Source organism: Brachybacterium sacelli (assembly GCF_017876545.1).
Lineage (GTDB): Bacteria > Actinomycetota > Actinomycetes > Actinomycetales > Dermabacteraceae > Brachybacterium > Brachybacterium sacelli.
In genome coordinates this window covers 801,553-821,344 of record NZ_JAGIOD010000001.1, presented here as the reverse complement: position 1 = coordinate 821,344, position 19,792 = coordinate 801,553, and the positions used below count along the sequence as shown (strand labels likewise).

Sequence of the window (19,792 nt, the reverse complement as noted above, 5' to 3'; positions counted from 1 at the left end):
TCTCTCGTATCCTCGTGCGGGTGAACACCCCGTCTCCCTCCTCCGCGTCCTCAGCGCCCACCGACCCGGGCCGGCCCGCTGAGGGCGGTCACCAGGGCCTCGCCCGTTCCCTCGGTCACGGCCAGATGGCGATGATCGCCATGGGCTCCGCTCTCGGTACCGGGCTGTTCCTCGGCTCGGGCCAGGCGATCGGCATCGCCGGCCCCGCCGTGATCATCTCCTTCGCCCTGGGCTCCCTGATCGCCGCTTCCGTGGCGCTGGCGATGGGGGAGATGGCCTCCCGCCACCCCGTGCGCGGCGGCTTCGGCACCCTCGCCGCCCGCTACCTCTCCCCGTTCTGGGGCTACCTCTCCCGCTGGCTGTACTGGATCGTCACCGTCTCGGTGACCGGTGCCGAGCTCGTGGCCTGCGCCGCCTACCTCTCCTACTGGGTGCCCGCGATCCCCATCTGGGCCGGGATCATCCTGTTCGCCGCGGTGATCCTCGGGATCAACCTCTCCAGCGTCGGCTCCTTCGGGGCGGTGGAGTTCGTGCTGTCCTCGATCAAGGTGATCGCGGTGTTCGTGTTCATCGTGATCGGCCTCGTGCTGGTGTTCTTCGGGATGCCGAGCGCACCGGCCCTCGGGCTCGTCGAGCTCACGGCCGACGGAGGCTTCGCCCCGATGGGCTGGGCCCCGGTGTGGATCGCGCTGTCGGTGGTGATGTTCTCTTTCGGCGGCATCGAGCTGCTCTCGATCACCGCCGCCGAGGCCAAGGACCCCGCCCGGTCCATCCGCACCGCCGCGCGGACCACCATCGTGCGTCTGGCGTTCTTCTATGTGTTCTGCATCGGCATCGTGCTGTGCCTGGTGCCGTGGCGGGAGGCCGCCGACATCGAAGACGACGTCGCGACCTCCCCGTTCGTCATGGTCTTCGACCGGATCGGGATCCCCGGCGCCGCCGACATCACCAACCTGCTGGTGCTCATCGCCGCACTGTCGGCAGCCAATGCGAACCTCTACGCCGGCAGCCGCATGATCCACTCCCTGGCCTCCGACGGCCTCGCCCCACGCTTCGCCGCCTACACCACGGCCCGCCGCGTGCCGGTGGTCGGCATCGCCCTGAGCTGCATCGGCCTGGTGGGGGCGGCACTGCTCGCCTTCAGCGGTGTCGGCGGCGTGTTCGGCTACATGATGAGCCTGGTGGTGTTCGCCGTGATCATGGTGTGGGCGCTGATCCTGGCCACCTACATCCGTTTCCGCCGCAGCGGGATCACGGGCGGGACCTTCCGGATGCCCGGCGGGATCCTCGCCGCGGCACTGGGCATGGTGGGCCTGCTCGCGGTGTTCGCCACCATCGCGGTGCGACCGAGCATGCAGATCGCCGCGCTGGTCGGGGTCCCGGCCGTGCTGGCCGCGACGGTGTTGTACGTCGTCGTCGGCCGCCGTCGAATCGACCCGGGCGATATCCAGGACGCCTTCGACGAGGCCGAGAGCATGCGCTGAGAGAGATGGACGTGGTGTTCGTTACTGTCGAGCGAGCCGGTTTTGGCTGAGGGACCGGCAGGGGTAACCTAGGGGAACCTTCGGCCTCGGCGCCTCCATGACCCGGTGTCGAAGATATGCGCGAGTGGCGGAATTGGTAGACGCGCACGGTTCAGGTCCGTGTGCTCGAAAGGGCGTGGGGGTTCAAGTCCCCCCTCGCGCACCGCAGGAATTCCCCGGCCCACCTTGGTGGGCCGGGGTTTTTCATTGTCCGGTGGGATGGTCGCCCGGAACGGATTCTGGAGTCCTTCCCCCCGGGGGAGGATTCCCGGCTCTGGATTCCGGTCGGTGCGCTCCGTCGGCCGGACGGGGTCAGTCGGGGAGCCGCCGCAGTTCGCGATCGACCGCATCCAGAGCGATCTTTAGCGCCTCCAGCTCCTCCGTGTCCAGGCCGGCCACCACGTCATCCCCCAGGCGCGGGTCCGGGGAGATGATCTCCGCGACCACCGAGCGCCCGAGCGCCGTCAGCCGCAGCCGCCTGATCCGTTGGTCCGCGGCGTCGGCGGTGCGCTCGAGGAGATCGCGCTGGACGAGCTTGTCCACCAGGCCGGACATCGTCGCCAGCGAGACCCCGAACTCGCCGGCGAGGTCACTGAGGGTGCGGGACTCGTCGCCTGTGAGCGCTGAGAGCACCTTGAGCTGCTTCACGGTGAGGTGAGCATCCAGCAGGGAGCCCACGAGGCGGGGCAGCGACCGGACGGAGATCGCGACCAGCAGTCGCTCGATCCGCTGCATCGCCCGGGTGCGGTCCTGGTCCTCGCTCACCGGCTCAGGATAGGTGCTCCCAGGCCTTGCCCAGTGATCATGCTTAGCGTGAGGCTAAGCAGATTCGTGGACGCGACCACCTCTCTCCCCGAAGGAGCCCCTCATGCCCGCTCTGACCTCCGCCTCCACCCTCCGCCAGTGGCTCGCCCACCCTGAGGGGCGACCGCTGCTCGAAGGGCTGCTCGATCGGGCCGAGGTCCCCGCCGACGTCCGCTCCCAGATCGCCTCGCTACCGCTGCAGCAGCTGGTCGATCAGAGCCGGGGGAAGCTCCCGCAGTCGGTCGTCGACGACCTCGTGCGCCAGGTCAACGGGGGCGAGCTGCCCGCCGAGGAGCCACCTGCGGCGGGCGCTGCTCGCTTCACGGGCAGGACCGTCATCGTCACGGGCGCCGCTGGTGGGATCGGCGCCGCCACCGTGAGCCGCCTCGCCCGCGAGGGAGGCCGCGTCATCGCCGTGGACCTCTCCGAGGAGAGGCTGGCCGAGTTCGCCGCCTCCCGGCAGGGCCTGGACATCATCCCGGTCGCCGGGAACATCACCGACCAGGAGTCGATCGAGAGGATCATCGACGCCGCCGGGGACACGATCCACGGCCTGGCGAACGTGGCCGGCATCAACGACGACTTCTCCCCGCTGCACGAGACCAGCGACGAGATGTGGGACCGGGTGCTCGACGTCAACGTCACGGGCACCTTCAAGCTCACCCGCGCCGTGCTGCCCGCGATGATGGCCGCCTCCGGCGGTGCGATCGTGAACGTCGCCAGCGAAGCGGCTCTGCGCGGCGGCGCCTCCGGCAACGCCTACACCGTCTCCAAGCACGCGGTCGTCGGCCTCACGCGGTCCGCGGCCTTCATGTACGGCCCTCATGGCATCCGCGTGAACGCCGTGGCCCCTGGCGGTGTCGCCACCGGGATCCCGTTCCCGTCGTCGGTGTCCGAGGCCGGTTCGGAGCGGCTGAAGCCGTTCCAGGCCCAGATCCCCACCGTCGTTCCCGCTGACGACATCGCCGCCTCGATCACCTTCCTGCTCTCCGATGACGGCGTGAACCTCAACGGGGTCGTGCTGCCCAGCGACGGTGGCTGGTCGGTGCAGTGAGCCGGCCCGGGCCCCGAGCGCGGGGCCGCCGCACCCGACGGATACCGTCCGATCGGTCGCCGGTCCCCTGTACGACGCCGACGGCACCTGACTAGCCTCGGACGTGATGTGGCGGACGCCACATGCCACGCAGAGGAAGGAGCCTGTCATGACGCATCCGACCGACGGCGGAGAGGTCACCGGGACTAAGGACAAGAACTACAACCTGGTCTGGTTCACCGAACAGTGCCTGGCCAACGCTCTCCGGCTGGAGGGCTACAAGGCCGACGCCGAGCGTGACGGCGACACCGAGCTCGCCGAGCTGTTCAGCAAGGCGCAGCACGAGAGCACCAAGGGAGCCGAGACGGCGAAGGCCCTGCTCGCCCAACGGCTCAGCAGGGCGTGAGTGCGATGGCCACCTGCGATGTGTGCGGCAACGAGTACGACAAGCCGTTCACGGTGGCTCAGGGTGAACGGACCGGTGTCTTCGACAGCTTCGAATGCGCCATCCACGCCATGGCCCCCGAGTGCAGCCACTGCGGCTGCCGGATCATCGGCCACGGGGTCGAGAACGGCAGCGCGATGTATTGCTGCGCGCACTGCGCACGTCACGCGGGCGCCGGCGAAGCGACCGACCGGGTCTGACCCCGGCACTGCGAGCGGCCCCGAGGCTCGCGCGCCGCGTCCGGGCACGGCGTCGGCAGGGGCATCGGCGAGCGGGCATCATGGCGTCATGAGCAACGACGCACCGTCCACGGACTTCACCCTCAGCGGCCACGGCGGCGACCTCGTCGGACGAGCCTGGGACCTCGCCGACGCGCGCTGGATCGCGGTGCTCGCCCACGGCTACGGGGAGCACGTCGGCCGCTATGCGTGGGTCGCCGCCCGGCTCCGCGACGCCGGTGCCGCGGTCTACGCCGCGGACCACGTCGGGCACGGTCGCAGCGACGGTGAACGCGTTCTGATCGAGGACTTCGAACCCGTCGTCGCGGACCTCGACCTCGTCGTGGGTCACGCCCGTGATCAGCACCCGGAGCTGCCGATCGTGCTCATCGGCCATTCACTGGGCGGGATGATCGCCGCGCGCTACACCCAGGTCCACCCCGAATCCCTGGTGGCGACAGTCCTGTCCGGACCGGTGCTCGGCTCCTGGGCGATCGTGGACGAGCTGCTCGCGCTGGAGGAGATCCCGCCGACCCCGATCGACCCGGCCGTCCTCTCCCGTGATCCCATGGTCGGCAGCACCTACGCCGAGGACGACCTGGTCTGGCACGGAGATTTCAAGCGCCCCACCCTCGAGGCCATCCAGCGGTCGCTGCGGATGATCACCGCCGCGGGCACGGTCGGGGACCATCCGCTGCTGTACCTGCACGGCGAGGGCGACGAGCTGGTGCCGCTGCCGGCGAGCCGAGCCGGGCTGTCGGCTCTCGAGGGCGCCGCCACGCGCGTGCGGACCTACCCCGGCGCGCGCCACGAGATCTTCCAGGAGACCAACCGCGACGAGGTGCTCGCGGACGTGACCGCCTTCGTGGACGAGGTGCTCGAGGCACGCGGCTGAGTGCTGCCGGGATGGTCGTGGACCTCGTCGATCGGCTCGGCCGGATCGTGGTGGGCGCCGGTGAGCAGCGGGGTGCAGGCCCAGATCTCCCTTCGGCGCTCCGGGGCGAGGTCGCTGAGCTCCTCGCCGAGCACCCCGAAGGGATGGACGTTCCCTCCGGGAGCAGGCCGGGCCGGGGCCCCTCGAACAGGAGCGTCCCGGCCGGTGATCCCGCAGGGGGCGCGCCGCGATCCGCTCCTGCCCGTGAGCGGTTCAGGCCACAGCGGTGCGGCGGAGGCGGACGTTGACGAACTCGCCCATGCCCCAGCGGCCCAGCTCCCGGCCGAACCCGGAGCGCTTCACCCCGCCGAAGGGCAGACCCGGCAGCGTCGTGCCGTGCTCGTTGACGTAGGCCATCCCGACGTCCAGGCGATCGGCGACCTCCTGCGCCCGGGAGAGGTCCGTGCCCCACACGGAGCCGCTGAGCCCGAAGGGGACGTCGTTGGCCAGCTCCACGGCCTCGTCGACCGAGCCGACGCCGTGGATCACCGCGACCGGACCGAAGATCTCCTCGGCATAGGCATCCATCTCCTGCGTCACCCCGGTCAGCACCGCGGGCCGCATGAAGGCCCCGTCCCCCTCGAGCGCTTCCCCGCCGGTGTGGAGCGTCGCCCCCTGGTCCACGGCCCGCTCGACCTGCTCGACGACGCCGTCGCGGGCGCCGACGGAGGACAGCGGCCCGACGTCGACCTGCTCATCGAGCGGATCGCCGAGCGTCGCGTTCTCGAAGACCTCGACGACGGTCGCGACGAACGCGTCCAGCATCTCGTGGGGAACGATCAGACGTTTGGGGGAGTTGCAGGCCTGCCCCGCGTTCGACAGTCGCGCCGTGGCGACGATCCGGGCGACCTCCTCGAGGCGGGCGTCCTCGAGCACGATCAGCGGGTCCGAGCCGCCGAGCTCGAGCACGGACTTCTTCAGGTGCCGTCCGGCGTTCTCGGCGACCGCGGCACCGGCCTTCTCGCTGCCGGTGAGCGAGACGCCGCGGATCCGCGGGTCGGCGATCATGTCGGCGAGCTGGTCGTGGGAGACGAAGAGATTGACGTAGGCGTCCTCGGGGACGCCGGCGGTGTAGAGGATCTGCGCCATGACCTCGGAGGAAGCGGCGCAGATGCCCGCGTGCTTGAGGAGGATGGTGTTGCCGGCCATCAGGTTCGGCGCGACGAACCGTGCCACCTGGTAGTAGGGGTAGTTCCAGGGCATCACGCCGATGAGCGGTCCGATCGGCTCGGTCTGCACGAGCGATTCCTGGGCGCCCTGCGGGTCCAGCTGCTCGGGCTGCAGCAGGTCGGGTCCGTGGGTGGCGTACCACCGGTAGATCGAGCCGGCGAGCTCGACCTCGCCCAGGGCCTGCTGCAGCGGCTTGCCCATTTCCGTGGCGATGAGCTCCGCGAGTTCCTGGCGGCGGTCGTCGTAGGCGTCGGCGGCCCGCTCCAGGACCGCCGCGCGCTCCTGCACCGGGGTGCCGCGCCAGTGGGGGTGGGCCGCGTGGGCCCGGGAGAGTGCGTCCTGGACTCCGGCGTCGTCGAGTCCGGCGAACTCCTCGTCGGTCCGTCCCGTGGTCGGGTTGGTCGTCGTGTATCCAGCCATGCCGCCACCCTCGGGCCCCGCGGCCCGGCCTGTACAGGGGACCGTCCGATCGGTCGCCGGTTCAGGAGTCGCGTCGGCCGGCGGCGACCAGGTGGTCCGTGTCTGTTGCCCGGCCTCGGCGGCGGTGCTAGGCAGGAGATATGCGAGCCATCGGAGTGACACGGTACGGAGGCCCTGAGGCCCTGCACGAGATCGACGTCCCCGGCGAGGAGCTCGAGCCCGGGACCCTCCGGGTACGGGTGAGCGCTGCAGCGGTGAGCCCCACCGACATCGGGGTGCGAAGCGGAGCTCGCGCGACCACGACGCAGGCGGAGGGGCCCGGAGACGTCCCCGGCATGGACGTCGCCGGGATCGTCGCGGAGCTCGGGGCGGACGGCGAGGCCGGTCTGGCCGTCGGCGACCGCGTGGTCGGCATCGTCACGCCCTCCGGCGCCCACGGCGCCTACCGCGAGGAGATCGTGCTGCCGGTGGGATCGGTGGTCCGGGCCCCATCGGGTGCCTCGGACGCGGAGGCTGCGACGCTGCCGATGAACGCGCTCACCGCACGACACGCTCTGGACCTGCTCGCCCTGGAGGCGGGGCAGACCCTGGCCGTGACCGGCGCGGCGGGCACCCTCGGCGGGTACCTGATCCAGCTGGCGCGGGCCGACGGGCTCACGGTGGTCGCCGATGCGGCGGAGCAGGACGAGGAGCTGGTCCGCACCCTCGGGGCCGACGTCGTCGTGCGCCGCGGGGAGGACGTCGCCGAGCGGATCCGCGAGGTCGTGCCGCAGGGTGTCGACGCATTGGCCGACGCGTCCATCCAGTCCGCGCAGGTGCTGCCGGCCGTCGCCGACGGCAGTGCGGTGGCCACCTTCCGCGGTTACCGGGGCGAGGGCGAGCGTGGACTGCGCGTCGAACCCGTCATGGTCCACGACGTCGCGGAGGAACGCGAGATGCTCGCCTCCCTGCGCGACCTCGCCGAGCAGGGAGTGCTCACCCTGCGCGTGGCCGACGTGCTGCCTGCGGCCGAGGCCTCCGAGGCGCACCGCCGGCTCGAGGCCGGAGGCGTCCGTGGGCGGCTCGTGCTGGACCTCACGGCCTGAGGTGTTGCGGCGGCGGGCGACCCCGCAGCGGCCTCAGATGAACTCGAGCGGATCGAACTCGTCGATGTCGATGATCCGCACCCGCGGCAGCCGACTGGTGAACGCCGCGACGTCGTACTCGAGGTCGTGGAACTCGATCCCCGGGATCTCCTGCAGGTCCGTGGCCATGAACTCGCGGAAGCCGACCACGGCGGTGCGGCGGTCGACCTCCGCGGCCAGGTCCTCCATCTGCGGGACGAAGTCGCGGTCGTGGCTGACCAGCATGACGTCGGCCGGACGGGACGCGAGCGCCTCGGCGGTGCGCTGGATGGCGATGTCGACGACCTTGCCCTCGCCGCGCAGCGGGATGGTCTTGTACCCGAGGGCGATCAGCGCCTGCACGAAGCCGGAGGGCAGGCTGTCGCCGACGGCGAGGAAGAACAGACCCCGGACGGGCTGGTCCCACGTGACCTCCGCGTGATGGAGCAGCTTGTTCCAGCGGGGCCGCTCCTCCGGCTGGGGGCGGCGCCCGAGGACGGAGATGCCGAGCGTGGCGTCGATGTTCTCGCCGTCCACCAGGAGGTACGTGGTGCGATCTGTCATGGCTCGACACTACGCGCTCGCGCGGGGCCGACGTGCCGCCGGCGGTCGCCTGTGCTGTTCCCGACCGGGGTCCGGCCTGCGTCGGGCCTGGCATGCAGGATCGCCGCCTGGGGACCGATGTTCCCGTGCACATCGGTCCCCAGGCGGCGATCCTTCTCGGGCCGTCCCCGCCGTTTACGCCGCGAGCCCCGGGTCGGGCTCCGGCGTCGGCCTCATGCCGCCTGGACCTTCCCGGTCATGCCGTGCGGGTCGATGACGTACTTCTTCGCCACGCCCGCATCGAAGGCGGCATAGCCCTGCGGGGCGTCGTCCAGGGAGATCGCGGTCGCGTTCACGGCGTCGGCGATCCGCACCTTGTCGTGCAGGATCGCCTCCATCAGCCGGCGGTGGTAGGTCATCACGGGGCACTGTCCGGTGGTGAACGACAGCGCCTTTGCCCAGCCCAGGCCGAGGCGCAGCGACAGTGAGCCCTGCTGGGCCGCCTCGTCCACCCCGCCCGGGTCGCCGGTGACGTACAGGCCGGGGATGCCGAGCGCACCTCCCGCCGCCGTGACGTCCATGAGCGTGTTCAGCACCGTGGCCGGAGCCTCCTGAGCTTCCTTGCCGTGGCCGCGTGCCTCGAAGCCGACGGCGTCGACGCCGGCGTCGACCTCCTCGCGGCCCAGGATGCGGGCGATGCCTTCGCGCGGGTCCTCCTGGGAGACGTCGATCGTCTCGCAGCCGAACCGCTCGGCGTTGGCGAGGCGATCGGCGTTCATGTCCGCCACGATGACCACCGCGGCACCGAGCAGCTGGGCACCCACGGCCGCCGCGGTGCCCACCGGACCGGCACCGGCGATGTACACGGAGGAGCCGGGGCCCACGCCCGCCGTGTACGCCCCGTGGAACCCGGTGGGGAAGATGTCCGAGAGCATGGTCAGATCGAGGATCTTCTCCATGGCCCGGTCCTTGTCGGGGAACTTCAGCAGGTTCCAGTCGGCGTAGGGGACCAGCACGTACTCGGCCTGGCCGCCGACCCAGCCGCCCATGTCCACGTAGCCGTAGGCGCTGCCGGGGCGGTCGGGATTGACGTTCAGGCAGATCTCGGTGCGCTGCGTCTTGCACATGACGCAGCGTCCGCAGGAGATGTTGAAGGGCACCGAGACGAGGTCGCCCTCGACGATGAACTCGACGCCGGGACCGGTCTCGACCACCTCGCCGGTGATCTCGTGGCCGAGCACGAGACCCTCGGGTGCCGTGGTCCGGCCGCGCACCATGTGCTGGTCCGACCCGCAGATGTTGGTGGTGACCACCTTGAGGATCGCAGCGTGCGGCAGCTTCCTGCCGACGTTGTCCGGGTTGACCCCCGGCCCGTCCTTCAGCTCGTAGCCGGGGTAGTCGATGTCGATGACCTCGACCTTCCCCGGGCCCTGATAGGCGACGGCGCGATTGCTGGACATGATGAGGCCTCCTTGCCCGCTCGGGGGGTCATCCCGCCGCCGGGGGTCCCGGTGCGGTGACCTCCACGCCCCCAGCCTCGGCGGCGCGCCCCGCGAAGTCAATGGGGCCGCAGGTCAGGCGATCGCGACCTCTCTCCCCAGCTCGGCCGATTCGTAGATCGCCTCCAGGATCCGCACGATCTCCACGCCGTGCCAGGCCGGCGCGACCGACTCGGCCCGCCCGAGCCCGGCGTCCACGAAGTTCTGGATCTCGTTCGCGAAGCCGAGCCCGAACTCGAAGGTCCGCGAGGCGATCTGCGGTTCGATGTTGACCACCGAGTCGTGCATCTCGGTGGCGATGTGCAGGGCCGGCTCGAGCTCCGCGCCGCCCTTCTCGCCGTAGACGGACACGTCGATCGAATCCTTCGTGGCGTGCAGCGAGTAGGAGCAGTCCAGCAGCAGCGAGGCCCCGTTCTCGAAGCGGATCACGGCATTGGCCAGGTCCTCGACGGTGTTGCGGCTGGGATCGTAATCGGCGGCCTTGTAGCGCGGCATGGTGGTGACGTTCGCGCGGTTGCCCAGCTTGTCGTAGGTGTTGCCGCTGACCGAGACCACCTTCGGGGACCCCATGAGGTACCAGCACAGGTCCAGCACGTGGATGCCGATGTCCAGCAGCGGGCCGCCGCCGGCGATGTCCTTGTCGGCGAACCAGCCACCGGGGTTGCCCACCCGGCGCAGGCAGCTGGCCTTGGCGTAGTAGATCTCGCCCAGCTCGTCGGCGTCGATGAAGGACTTCAGCACCTGGCAGTTGGGGGAGTGACGGCGTACGAACCCGACCTGCACCACCCGGTCACGAGCCTCGGCGGTCTTCTGGATCTCGAGCGCCTCAGCCAGGGTGCGGGCGATCGGCTTCTCGACCAGCACGTGCTTGTCGGCCTCGATCGCGGCGATCGCCCAGGTGGCGTGGGAGTTGTTCCAGGTGCAGATGCTCACCGCGTCGATCTCGGCGTCGGCCAGCAGCTCGTGGGGGTCGGCATAGGCCCGCTTCGCGCCGAAGCGGTCGGCCACGGACTGCGCCCGGTCGAGGTTCATGTCGGCGACGGCGATGAGCTCGACATCGGGATTCTCGGCGTAGGCGGTCAGGTGGGACTGGGCGATGCTTCCGGCGCCGATGACGCCGACTCGGAACTTCGTCATGAGTGGGGTGTCCTTCCGGCCGTGAGGCCGATCGTTCGGGGTGAGGGTGGTCTCGCAGGTGCGGGTGGCTCAGGGGGTGTGGGCGGTGCGGGCGGGCCCGCAGGTGCGGAGGATCAGAGGCCGAGCAGACGGCGGGCGTTCGCGAGGCCGCGCTCGCAGCCCAGCAGGCAGTCCTCCCAGCCCTCGAACTCGATCGAGACGAATCCGGTGTAGCCGGAGTCGGTGATCGAACGGGCCACCGAGCGCAGGTCGATGTCGCCGTTGCCGACCACCGCGCCGCGCAGGTGCTTGCCGCCGCGGCTTCGGAACCAGCCCTCGCCGGGATCGGCGTCGGCCGGTCGGATGTAGAAGTCCTTGAGGTGGACGACCATCGCGTAGGGCAGGTTCTGCGGGACCGAGACGGTGGGATCCTCGTCGACGCACACGAAGTTGCCCACGTCCAGCGTGGTGCGGAAGTTCGGCTCGTCGACGGCCTGGACGATCCGGCGCACGCGGTCCGCGGCCTGCACGAAGAAGCCGTGGTTCTCGAGGCTGGTGGTGACCCCCTTGGTCGCGGCGTACTGCGCGATCTCCGTGCTCGCCGCGACGATCGGAGCCAGCGCCTGCTCGAACAGCGGGGTGTCGTCGCCGGAGAGCCCGGCGTGGGCGACCACGTCGTGCCGCATCTGGCGGATCCCGAGGCGGTCGGCGAGGTCCACGTGGGCCTTCACGCGGTCGATCTGCGCGGCGAGCTCCTCGGTGTCGTCGGTGAAGAAGTTCGCGCCGATCGCCAGGGTGGACAGCGTCACCCCCGCCCTCTCCGCGGCTGCGCGGATCTGGTCGACGTAGGCCGGATCGGAGGCGATGTTCGGGATCGTGGCGTCCGGGCTGTCGCCGAGGGAGGCGAGCTCGAGGTGTTCGCCGTCGTGGGCCGCCACCCAGTCGATCACCTGCGGAAGGGTCATCGCGCCGGTGGAGATCTGGGAATGGAAGCTGTAGGAGCTGAAGCCGAGGCTGATGCCGGTGGTCATGAGGATCCTTCGCGATCGTGGTCGGTGGGTTCTGGTCGGTGGTCGAATGCGGGGACGGCCGCGGCGGTCAGGGAGCGGCGGCCGACGGCTCCGCGGCGTCGGGCGGTGCGGGGAGGGTGAGGAAGCGCTGCCACGGCGCGGGCACCCCCGGCACCCCGGCGACGTGGCCGGAGCCGTGCTCGAAGGCCCGGCCGAGCGCGCCGACGAGAGACCCGTCCCGGCGCAGCCTGGCGGCCACCACCTGGGGCTTCTCGGGGGTCATCAGCAGATGGTGGAGGCTGCTGCGCAGCGGAGCGAGCAGGGTCTCGCCCTCCCGCGACAGGCCGCCGCCGACGACCACCAGCTCGGGATCGACCGTCAGCAGCACGGTGGCCAGCCGCGGCGCGATCTCGGCGCAGAACTCCTCGATCTCGTCCCTCGCGGCATCCTCCCCGGCCGCCGCCCGTTCCAGCAGGGGCTTCGCCTCGTCCCCGGTGGACCAGGTCAGCCGTCCGCGATACGAGGTGCTGGTCCAGCGCATCCCGCGCTGGCTGCCGAGCTCGCCGGCCAGCCGGTGGCTGCCCTGCAGAATCACCCCGTCCACGATGAGGGCCACCGAGAGGCGATGGCCGATCTGCAGGTAGGCGATGGAGTCGGCGGGCGGGCCCAGATGGCGCTCGGCGAGCGCGGCGAGCTTGATGTCGTTCTCGACCACGGCCGGGCAGTCCAGGCGTCGGGCCACGTCTGCGGCGAGGTCGCGGCCGACGAGATCCTCCAGCGCGAGGCTGCGCGCGAGGCGCCCGTCCGCGGCGAGGATGCCCGGCACCGCGAGGCCGATCACGTCGGGTCGGTGGCCCGTGCGCCCGAGGGCCTGCTCGATCGCGGTGAGGTGGTCACCGGCCTCGACCCCCACCGTGCTTCGGGTGAGCACGTCGCCGAGGGCGTCGGTGACCAGGCAGCTCACGGTGCGCTCGCCGAGGTCGAGGGCCGCGACGGTCGCCGCCGAGGGATCGAGGGCGAAGCGGCGGGCGGGGCGCCCGGGCCGGCCGGAGCGGTCCTCGGCCAGGGGTGCACGGAAGATCGTGCCGACCGCGAGGAGGTCGTGCAGGACGTTCTCGACCGTGGGGCGGGAGAGGGTGGTGCGGGCGGCGATCTCGCCGATGGTCAGGGCGGAGGTGGCCTCGCGCAGTGCGAGCACGCAGTCCCGGGCATTGCCCTGGCGCACCGCCGTCCCGGGTCGCGGGTCGGGGCGCGCAGCGGGTGCGCCGTCGTCGGCCGTCCTCATCGAGCTCCCTCGCCCTCGTGGTCCCGGCAGCCGGCGCGCTGTTATGAAACCCGGTTGCACAATAGAGGTCCAGTCTTCGCCCGTCCTCGAGCGGTGTCAAGGGCCCACGCGCAGCGCGCGGTAGCGTGGAGGACAGGAAGCGAGGGATGCCCATGAATGGTCCGGTGCTTCACCAGAGCTATGCCGCCGCGGTCCCGGAGCTGTCCGTCCCCTGGCAGGCCGAGGCCGCCCCGCACCCCGAGCTGGCCTGGCTGAACGAGGACCTCGCCGCCGAACTCGGCTACGACGCCGACCACCTGCGCAGCGCCGAAGGTCTCGCCCTGCTGAGCGGGCGGCTCGACGGCCAGGGGCGTCCGCTGCCCGCCGGCGCCGACGCCCCCGTCCATCCCTTCACCACCGCGCAGGCCTACGCCGGTCACCAGTTCGGCAGCGCCAACCCGCAGCTCGGCGACGGCCGGGCCGTCCTGTTGGGCGACCTCGTCGACACCCTCGGACGCCGGCGCGACCTGCACCTCAAGGGTGCTGGGGCGACCCCCTTCGCCCGAGCCGGTGACGGCAAGGCGCCGCTGGGCCCGATGCTGCGCGAGGCAGTGGTCGGCGAGTCCCTCCACGCTCTCGGGATCCCCACCACCCGTGCCCTCGCGGTCCTGACCACGGGGGAGCAGATCGCTCCCCGCCAGGGCGTGACCGCGGAACCGGGCGCGATGCTGGTGCGGGTCGCGGCGAGTCATCTGCGGGTCGGCACCTTCGAGCACGCCACCTGGCACCACGACCTCGAGGTGCGCAGAGCGCTGGCCGAGCACACGATCTCCCGCCATCACCCGGCCGCCGGGGAGGCGGCGAACCCGCCGCTGGCCCTGCTCGAGGCGGTGATGCGCGGCCAGGCCGAGCTGGTGGCGCAGTGGATGCTGGTGGGGTTCGTCCACGGCGTCATGAACACCGACAACATGGCGCTGTCCGGAGAGGGCATCGACTACGGGCCCTGCGCCTTCCTCGATGTCCATCGCGGTGGCGCCGTGTTCAGCTCGATCGACCGCGGCGGCCGCTACGCCTACGCCAACCAGCCCGGCATCGCGCTGTGGAACCTCTCCCGCTTCGCCGAGACGCTGCTCGAGCTGCTCGACGAGGAGGATCCGAACGCGGCGGTCGAGCAGGCCACCGCGGTGCTCGAAGGGTTCGAGCAGCACGTGCTCGACGCTCACACCCGGGGCCTGGCCGCCAAGCTCGGCATCCCCTGGGCGGCCGATTCCCACGAGGCCGGACCGCCCGCGGAGCGTGCGGCCGCGATCCGCGCCCTCGGCACCGACCTCTTCGCCCTCCTCGAGGAGCAGGGCATCGACCACACCGGCTTCTTCCGGGCCCTTACCGACGCCGACCCGGCCGCCCTGTGCACCGACCCCGCTGCCTTCGAGGCCTGGCACGCGCGCCTGCTCGCACTGCGCGGCACCGGGGCGCGGGCCGACGCCGCCCGGGAGGCCATGGCGTGCACGAACCCCGTCCACATCCCGCGCAACGTGCACCTTGAGGCCGCGTTGCGCGCCGCGCACCTCGGCGATCTCGCTCCGGTGCGGACCCTGCTGGACGCCGTGCGACGGCCCTTCGCCCACCGTGAGGAGCATGCGCACCTCGACGGGCCGGGCGACGGGGGCGAGCACTTCATGACTTTCTGCGGGACCTGAGGAAATCGGCAGGTTTCGGACACCGACTTTGCCGTGAAGTATCGACTTTCCACGTCTCACCAGGAACTCTGGACGTGATCTGCGTCATAGTCCATGCTCTTCGTGAAGGAACCGTGAAGGTTGCTTGGTCGATTGCTGATCGTGCCTCTCAGGCTCGTTGGTGATCGGCGACCATCCCGTACCTCGACTTTCCGGAGGATCCCGTGGACTCCCTATCGAACTTCGACTGGGCGGGGCTGGGACTGAAAGTCCTCGCCGCCGTCGTCATCCTCATCATCACCGCGATTCTGGCGATGGTGGTCAAGAAGGGCGTGGCCGGTCTGACGCAGAAGGTGCCCGCTCTGCGGCGCCCCGGAGTGGACGGAGCTGCGCTCGGCAATTCGATCGGCACCATCGCCTCGATGATCGTGTGGTTGCTGGGCCTGATCATCATCCTCGGGATCTTCCAGCTCTCCCAGGTGCTCTCGCCCGTGATCACGATGCTCGAGCAGGCTCTCGGGTTCATCCCCAACATCATCGGCGCCGTCTTCGTCTTCATCATCGGCCTGACGATCGCGAAGATCGTGCGGGCCCTGATCGTGACCGCGCTGAACGCCGTGGACTTCGGGAAACTGCTGGGAACGGCGCAGTCCGGCTTCGACAAGGCCACCGGGGGCGTCACCTCCGCCGGTCGTCCCGCCGCTGCGGCCCAGGGCGCTGTGCAGAGCACCCAGTCCCACGCCGCGCCGCAGGGCCAGCAGCACGCCGGCCCGCAGGGCCAGCCCGGCCACCCGGGTCAGCAGGCCCCGCAGGGCCGTCAGGAATCGAAAGTCCCCGAGATCCTCGGCTCCGTCGTGTTCGCCCTGATCATGATCGTCGTGTCCATCGCGGCGCTCCAGATCCTGGGCATCGCCTCGATCTCGGACCCCGCCTCCGCGATGCTCACCGCGGTGTTCACCGCGATCCCGAACATCATCGCCGCGGTGGTCCTGGTGGCCATCGGCGTGCTCATCGCCCGGTTCGTCTCCGGACTGTTCCGCCCGATCCTGGAGAGCTCCGGCATCGACGCCTGGCTGACCAAGCAGGACATCCTCCCGGAGGGCTCCTCGGCCACCCCGACCGTGCTGCGCGTGGTCGAGATCGCCGTGGTGCTGTTCTTCGCCGTGATGGGCGCCCAGGCGCTGGGCTTCCCGCAGATCACCGCGATCCTCACCGAGATACTCGCCCTGGGCGGCAACGTCCTGTTCGGCGGCGCGATCATCGCGGCGGGCTTCTTCATCGCGATGATCGTCGGCAAGGTGCTCTCGGGCACCGCCGGCACCGTCGTGAAGTGGGCCGTGATCATCCTGTTCACCGCCATGGGCCTGCAGTCCATGGGAGTGGCCGACTCGATCATCCAGATGGCCTTCGGCGCCCTGGTGATCGGTGCCGCCGCCGCGGCGATGCTGGCGTTCGGTCTGGGCGGACGCGACGCCGCGGCCCGCCAGCTCGCGAAGTTCGAGAAGGCGCAGGCCGCGAAGCCCGCTCCGTCGACCGCCCCGGGCACGGGCGGTCCCGCCTCCTCGGGTCCAGGGTCCTCGGGTCCGGCTGCGTCAGGTCCGCCCTCCTCGGGTCCGCCCGATGCGGGCCCGACCCCGTCGGCCGGCCCCGCGATTCCCCCGCGACCGGAAGGCTGATCCGCGTTCCGGGCCGCAGAGCCCGGCTCCTCCAGCAGTGACCGCCGAGGCCGCCATGGACGCTCCATGGCGGCCTCGTCGCGGGAGAAGGACCTGCCCCCCGGGTATCGCCCCGGCGCGAGCAGTCGCCGCGCCGGAGGTGCTGCCAACGGTCGACACCGATCGGTCGGGGGCCACCGGGCAGGCGGTGCTACGGTCAGGACCACAGGCGGGACGGGGCCGACGTCACTGCACGCCGGGGCCCCGCCGTCGACCCGCACGACGGAAGGAGAAAGCCATGACCAGCACTCTCGAAGGCCGCACGATTCTCCTGGTGACCAGCAACTTCGGCACGGAGACCGACGAGATCCAGCGCCCCATCGCCACCCTCCGCGAAGCGGGCGCGAGCGTCACCGTCGCCGCCACGGAGACAGGGACCGTCCGCACTCTCGTGCTCGACCACGACCTCGGCCCGGAAGTCCCCGTCGACACCACCTACGACGCCGTGCAGGCGAGCGACTTCGACGCCCTCGTCCTCCCCGGCGGCACCCTGAACGCCGACTCCCTGCGCACCGACGAGACCGTCCAGGCCCTGGTGAAGGGATTCGCCGACGCCGGCAAGCCGGTGGCGGCGATCTGCCACGCCCCCTGGGTGCTCATCGAGTCCGAGCTCGTCGAGGGGCGGCAGCTGACCTCGGTCCCCACCATCAGCACCGACCTCCGCAATGCGGGTGCACAGTGGAAGGACCAGGAGGTCGTCCTCGACGAGTCCGCCGGGTTCCTCCTGATCACCTCTCGCTCCCCGGACGACCTCGAGGCATTCACCACGGCGATCATCGACGCCCTGAGCTGAGCAGCGCCGCGCCGCGCGGCCGTGGACCGACCCGATCCCGCCGACCAGCCCTCCAGGAGGAACGCCATGACCGAGCCCTTCGACCCCGAGACCGCCGCTCTGCAGGACGAGGCGGCAGGTCCAGGAGAGGCCCAGGGCCCCGCCCCGGCCCAGGACCCGGACCTCGAGCAGCTCGCCGAGACCAGCGAGGACGAGTACTCGCGTCCGGCCGACGACGAGCCGGGCGAGGTGAGCATCGACGACGCCCTGGAGACCGACCGGGTGGTCGCCGAGGGCGCTGACTCCCGCAACACCGACGGCTACGGCTTCGACGACGACCGCGAGCGCGGCGCCGACGACGCTTCCGCCGCCGAGCAGGGCAACCGTGACCAGGACCGGATGGAGATCGACGCCGACGACGAGGAGCTCGATCACCTCGCCGGGACCGAGGGCGACGCGCTCGGCACCGAGCGGGACCTCGCCGACCCCGAGGCCTGAGCGGCGGGGCCCGAGCGGCGGATCCGCCCCGCCGCCGGCCGGGCCGACCTCAGTGCGCTTCGAGCGCGGCCAGGATCCTCTCGTCGGCCGCGTGCCGGGAGCGCAGGTGCGCGCCCACGTCGTAGGAGAACGAGGAATAGGTCAGCGTGCCGCCCTCGTCGATCAGGGCCTTCGCGCTCGGGCGGTCGGTGAGCTCCGCGAGCCAGGTCAGTGCGCGATGGTCGGCCATGGCCTGGGCGAACACGCGGTGACGGAGGGACGGCCAGGCCGTGCCGTCGGGCCCCGGGTAGACCGCGAAGGGGTCGCCGCCGAAGAAGGGCCCGCCCGCGCAGGTGTCCTGGAACGGGTCGATCCGCTGCAGCGAGAACTGCGAGAACCAGAAGTTGTAGCCCCAGTGCAGGAACCCGGGGGCGTCGAAGGCGAACAGCTGACGGCCCAGCACCCGATTGCGCACCGAGGGCAGGGCGATGTACCGGTTGGCCACGTCGCGGTTCTGGGAGACGCAGTAGTACACCCACGGCGTCCGACCGGCCTCGAGGAAGGGGCCGACGTGGTCGGTCGCCACGATCGGGGTCTCGACCACACCCTGGGCGGCGAAGTCGTAGGAGCTCAGCGCGTCGACCACGCGCACCCCCTCGAGCAGGTCGGCGACCTGGCCCTTCGCGGCGCGGTACTCCTCGAGATGGTCCTGGCTCGGCTCATCGCTGATGTGCCACAGCACCTGGCCCTCCCAGTGGTCCGCGAGATGCTCGCGCAGCGCCGGGATCAGGGCCTCGAGCAGTCGGCGGTAGCCGGGGGAGGTCGCCGGGACGTGCCAGCCGAAGCGGTCCTCCGTCCCGGTGGGGGTCTCCACCTGGATCGCGGGCGTGAAGCGGGCGCCCCACTGGGTGAACAGGTGCGCGACCTCGATCCCCGTGAACCCCAGGTCGCGGCAGATCCCCAGCCAGCGGTCCAGCCGGTGGAAGTCGAAGCCGTACTCGCCGTCGTGATCATGGATCCCCACCAGCTGCACGGTCGGGCGGGTATGGCCCTCCGCGGTGTCCAGCGGCGGGGTCCAGGTGGGGGTGAGCACCGAGTTCACGCCCATCTCCCGAGCCGAGGCGAGGAAGGCCTCCAGGAGCTCCCAGTGCCGCTGCGAGAACACGTCGACGTCGTAGTGACTGGCGAGGCAATCGGCATGGAACCAGTGGGTGTTGGTCAGTGCCAGCGGTGGCAGCTGATGGGGATGGATGCGCAGATGCGCCGTGTGCTCGGCCAGCAGCTCCCCGTCGGCGGTGGTGAGGGCGATGGTGAGCTCGTGCGCGCCGGCCTCGGCCGTCTCGTGCGGGGCCACCTCGACCCACAGCGCCTCCCAGATCCCGGTCTGCAGGCGCGCGATGCGATCGGGGAGCGGCTCGAGGAGGTCCGGGTACTCTCCCGGCTCGGTGACCAGGTAGTGCTCGTCGGCGTCCTCGGGGGCGGGAGTGGAGACCGGTACCCGGCGCACCGCATGGACGCGCGCCCGGTCGGCGAGGCTTCCGGTGAGGTGGACTCCCACCTCGGCCGAGCCGTCCGTGAGGTCGTGCGGCGCACGGGCGAGGCGGCCGGAGGGAACGGTGTCCGGGACCGAACCGGGGGCCTCGCTCGTAGCCTCCTGTTCCTCGAGCAGCAGGGCCACCTGCACGGACAGCACCTCGCCCAGGAAACCGGAGGCGTGGGCGCCCCCGATCAGCTCGGCAGGCCGCGGGGCGGAGTCCCCGAGCACCTTCTCCAGGGAATCGGTCAGGACGGACTGCACGGGTGCGCTCCTCGTCGGGGACGACGTCGATGTCGGCTTCGCCAGCGGGCCGAGGACCATCCAAGCACGGTGGGGCCGACGGGGACAGGGGTCGCGGCGCGCTCACCGATCTCGCCGCAGACTTCGCCCTCGGATAAATCCGTTGCACCCTCTGCCGGGCCGGTCCTACCGTGGAGGGACACAGGAAGGGAGGTGATCCGAGAAGTGATTTCTTATCGGACATGTGAGGTGGCTCGCCGCTGAGGCGACCCTCGACCTGACCCGCTGAC

The 19,792-nt window shown here is 71.1% G+C and carries 18 protein-coding genes and 1 tRNA gene; 11 read left to right on the top strand and 8 right to left on the bottom strand.

Annotation, left to right across the window (positions count from 1 at the left end; translation table 11 throughout):
• Positions 1 to 125: 125 nt before the first annotated feature.
• Positions 126 to 1,484 carry an amino acid permease gene (locus tag JOF43_RS03635; protein ID WP_209903057.1) on the top strand — a complete coding sequence of 453 codons (1,359 nt, stop codon included), beginning with the start codon at positions 126 to 128 and terminating at the stop codon, positions 1,482 to 1,484.
• Between the two features lie 118 nt (positions 1,485 to 1,602).
• Positions 1,603 to 1,686 (top strand) — tRNA-Leu (locus tag JOF43_RS03630).
• 149 nt (positions 1,687 to 1,835) lie between these two features.
• On the opposite strand, the gene JOF43_RS03625 is transcribed toward JOF43_RS03630, so the two are convergent.
• Positions 1,836 to 2,288: a MarR family winged helix-turn-helix transcriptional regulator gene (locus JOF43_RS03625; RefSeq protein ID WP_209899235.1), complete on the bottom strand. Its 453-nt coding sequence runs from the start codon at positions 2,286 to 2,288 to the stop codon at positions 1,836 to 1,838.
• Positions 2,289 to 2,391: 103 nt separating this feature from the next.
• Here JOF43_RS03625 and JOF43_RS03620 point away from each other — a divergent pair, with 103 nt between their 5' ends.
• The 4 genes from JOF43_RS03620 (at position 2,392) to JOF43_RS03605 (ending at position 4,918) form a co-directional block, all read left to right on the top strand.
• On the top strand, positions 2,392 to 3,381 hold the full coding sequence (locus JOF43_RS03620; protein WP_209899232.1) for an SDR family NAD(P)-dependent oxidoreductase: 990 nt from the start codon (positions 2,392 to 2,394) through the stop codon (positions 3,379 to 3,381).
• Between the two features lie 148 nt (positions 3,382 to 3,529).
• Positions 3,530 to 3,766, top strand: a complete 237-nt coding sequence (locus JOF43_RS03615; protein WP_209899229.1) for a hypothetical protein — start codon at positions 3,530 to 3,532, stop codon at positions 3,764 to 3,766.
• A gap of 5 nt (positions 3,767 to 3,771) precedes the next feature.
• On the top strand, positions 3,772 to 4,005 hold the full coding sequence (locus tag JOF43_RS03610; RefSeq protein ID WP_209899226.1) for a hypothetical protein: 234 nt from the start codon (positions 3,772 to 3,774) through the stop codon (positions 4,003 to 4,005).
• Positions 4,006 to 4,093: 88 nt separating this feature from the next.
• A complete protein-coding gene (locus JOF43_RS03605; protein ID WP_209899223.1) occupies positions 4,094 to 4,918 on the top strand; it encodes an alpha/beta fold hydrolase in 825 nt (274 codons plus the stop codon).
• A 252-nt stretch (positions 4,919 to 5,170) separates the two neighbouring features.
• Here JOF43_RS03605 and JOF43_RS03600 read toward each other — a convergent pair whose 3' ends face one another.
• Positions 5,171 to 6,547: an NAD-dependent succinate-semialdehyde dehydrogenase gene (locus tag JOF43_RS03600; RefSeq protein WP_209899220.1), complete on the bottom strand. Its 1,377-nt coding sequence runs from the start codon at positions 6,545 to 6,547 to the stop codon at positions 5,171 to 5,173.
• Between the two features lie 140 nt (positions 6,548 to 6,687).
• Here JOF43_RS03600 and JOF43_RS03595 point away from each other — a divergent pair, with 140 nt between their 5' ends.
• Positions 6,688 to 7,632, top strand: a complete 945-nt coding sequence (locus JOF43_RS03595) for an NADP-dependent oxidoreductase (protein WP_209899217.1) — start codon at positions 6,688 to 6,690, stop codon at positions 7,630 to 7,632.
• A 33-nt stretch (positions 7,633 to 7,665) separates the two neighbouring features.
• On the opposite strand, the gene JOF43_RS03590 is transcribed toward JOF43_RS03595, so the two are convergent.
• From JOF43_RS03590 to JOF43_RS03570, 5 genes are all read right to left on the bottom strand, one after another.
• Entirely contained in the window at positions 7,666 to 8,214 is a 549-nt protein-coding gene (locus JOF43_RS03590) for an NYN domain-containing protein (protein WP_209899214.1), read from the bottom strand.
• Between the two features lie 212 nt (positions 8,215 to 8,426).
• Positions 8,427 to 9,653: a formaldehyde dehydrogenase, glutathione-independent gene (gene fdhA, locus JOF43_RS03585; RefSeq protein WP_209899211.1), complete on the bottom strand. Its 1,227-nt coding sequence runs from the start codon at positions 9,651 to 9,653 to the stop codon at positions 8,427 to 8,429.
• Between the two features lie 114 nt (positions 9,654 to 9,767).
• On the bottom strand, positions 9,768 to 10,829 hold the full coding sequence (locus JOF43_RS03580) for a Gfo/Idh/MocA family protein (protein WP_209899208.1): 1,062 nt from the start codon (positions 10,827 to 10,829) through the stop codon (positions 9,768 to 9,770).
• A gap of 113 nt (positions 10,830 to 10,942) precedes the next feature.
• Entirely contained in the window at positions 10,943 to 11,839 is an 897-nt protein-coding gene (locus JOF43_RS03575) for a sugar phosphate isomerase/epimerase family protein (protein WP_209899205.1), read from the bottom strand.
• 67 nt (positions 11,840 to 11,906) lie between these two features.
• Positions 11,907 to 13,103, bottom strand: coding sequence for an ROK family protein (locus JOF43_RS03570; RefSeq protein WP_209899203.1), 1,197 nt, complete (start codon positions 13,101 to 13,103; stop codon positions 11,907 to 11,909).
• A 146-nt stretch (positions 13,104 to 13,249) separates the two neighbouring features.
• On the opposite strand from JOF43_RS03570, the gene JOF43_RS03565 reads away from it, so the two are divergent.
• The 4 genes from JOF43_RS03565 (at position 13,250) to JOF43_RS03550 (ending at position 17,746) form a co-directional block, all read left to right on the top strand.
• Positions 13,250 to 14,782 carry a protein adenylyltransferase SelO gene (locus JOF43_RS03565; RefSeq protein ID WP_209899200.1) on the top strand — a complete coding sequence of 511 codons (1,533 nt, stop codon included), beginning with the start codon at positions 13,250 to 13,252 and terminating at the stop codon, positions 14,780 to 14,782.
• A 203-nt stretch (positions 14,783 to 14,985) separates the two neighbouring features.
• Positions 14,986 to 16,437 carry a mechanosensitive ion channel gene (locus JOF43_RS03560; protein ID WP_342592077.1) on the top strand — a complete coding sequence of 484 codons (1,452 nt, stop codon included), beginning with the start codon at positions 14,986 to 14,988 and terminating at the stop codon, positions 16,435 to 16,437.
• A gap of 277 nt (positions 16,438 to 16,714) precedes the next feature.
• On the top strand, positions 16,715 to 17,269 hold the full coding sequence (locus JOF43_RS03555; RefSeq protein ID WP_209899197.1) for a type 1 glutamine amidotransferase domain-containing protein: 555 nt from the start codon (positions 16,715 to 16,717) through the stop codon (positions 17,267 to 17,269).
• 66 nt (positions 17,270 to 17,335) lie between these two features.
• Complete coding sequence (locus tag JOF43_RS03550) at positions 17,336 to 17,746, top strand: hypothetical protein (protein WP_209899194.1); 411 nt, start codon at positions 17,336 to 17,338, stop codon at positions 17,744 to 17,746.
• Positions 17,747 to 17,795: 49 nt separating this feature from the next.
• Here the strand turns inward: JOF43_RS03550 and JOF43_RS03545 are convergent, their stop codons facing one another.
• Positions 17,796 to 19,523 carry a glycoside hydrolase domain-containing protein gene (locus JOF43_RS03545; protein ID WP_342592076.1) on the bottom strand — a complete coding sequence of 576 codons (1,728 nt, stop codon included), beginning with the start codon at positions 19,521 to 19,523 and terminating at the stop codon, positions 17,796 to 17,798.
• Between the last annotated feature and the right edge of the window lie 269 nt (positions 19,524 to 19,792).

Coding starts and splice junctions, on each gene's coding strand:
- JOF43_RS03615 (WP_209899229.1), top strand. CDS start 3,530: ATGACGCATCCGACCGACGGCGGAGAGGTCACCGGGACTAAGGACAAG.
- JOF43_RS03580 (WP_209899208.1), bottom strand. CDS start 10,829: ATGACGAAGTTCCGAGTCGGCGTCATCGGCGCCGGAAGCATCGCCCAG.
- JOF43_RS03620 (WP_209899232.1), top strand. CDS start 2,392: ATGCCCGCTCTGACCTCCGCCTCCACCCTCCGCCAGTGGCTCGCCCAC.
- JOF43_RS03550 (WP_209899194.1), top strand. CDS start 17,336: ATGACCGAGCCCTTCGACCCCGAGACCGCCGCTCTGCAGGACGAGGCG.
- JOF43_RS03575 (WP_209899205.1), bottom strand. CDS start 11,839: ATGACCACCGGCATCAGCCTCGGCTTCAGCTCCTACAGCTTCCATTCC.
- JOF43_RS03595 (WP_209899217.1), top strand. CDS start 6,688: ATGCGAGCCATCGGAGTGACACGGTACGGAGGCCCTGAGGCCCTGCAC.
- JOF43_RS03605 (WP_209899223.1), top strand. CDS start 4,094: ATGAGCAACGACGCACCGTCCACGGACTTCACCCTCAGCGGCCACGGC.
- JOF43_RS03635 (WP_209903057.1), top strand. CDS start 126: ATGGCGATGATCGCCATGGGCTCCGCTCTCGGTACCGGGCTGTTCCTC.
- JOF43_RS03610 (WP_209899226.1), top strand. CDS start 3,772: ATGGCCACCTGCGATGTGTGCGGCAACGAGTACGACAAGCCGTTCACG.
- JOF43_RS03570 (WP_209899203.1), bottom strand. CDS start 13,103: ATGAGGACGGCCGACGACGGCGCACCCGCTGCGCGCCCCGACCCGCGA.
- JOF43_RS03565 (WP_209899200.1), top strand. CDS start 13,250: ATGCCCATGAATGGTCCGGTGCTTCACCAGAGCTATGCCGCCGCGGTC.
- JOF43_RS03590 (WP_209899214.1), bottom strand. CDS start 8,214: ATGACAGATCGCACCACGTACCTCCTGGTGGACGGCGAGAACATCGAC.
- JOF43_RS03600 (WP_209899220.1), bottom strand. CDS start 6,547: ATGGCTGGATACACGACGACCAACCCGACCACGGGACGGACCGACGAG.
- fdhA (WP_209899211.1), bottom strand. CDS start 9,653: ATGTCCAGCAATCGCGCCGTCGCCTATCAGGGCCCGGGGAAGGTCGAG.
- JOF43_RS03555 (WP_209899197.1), top strand. CDS start 16,715: ATGACCAGCACTCTCGAAGGCCGCACGATTCTCCTGGTGACCAGCAAC.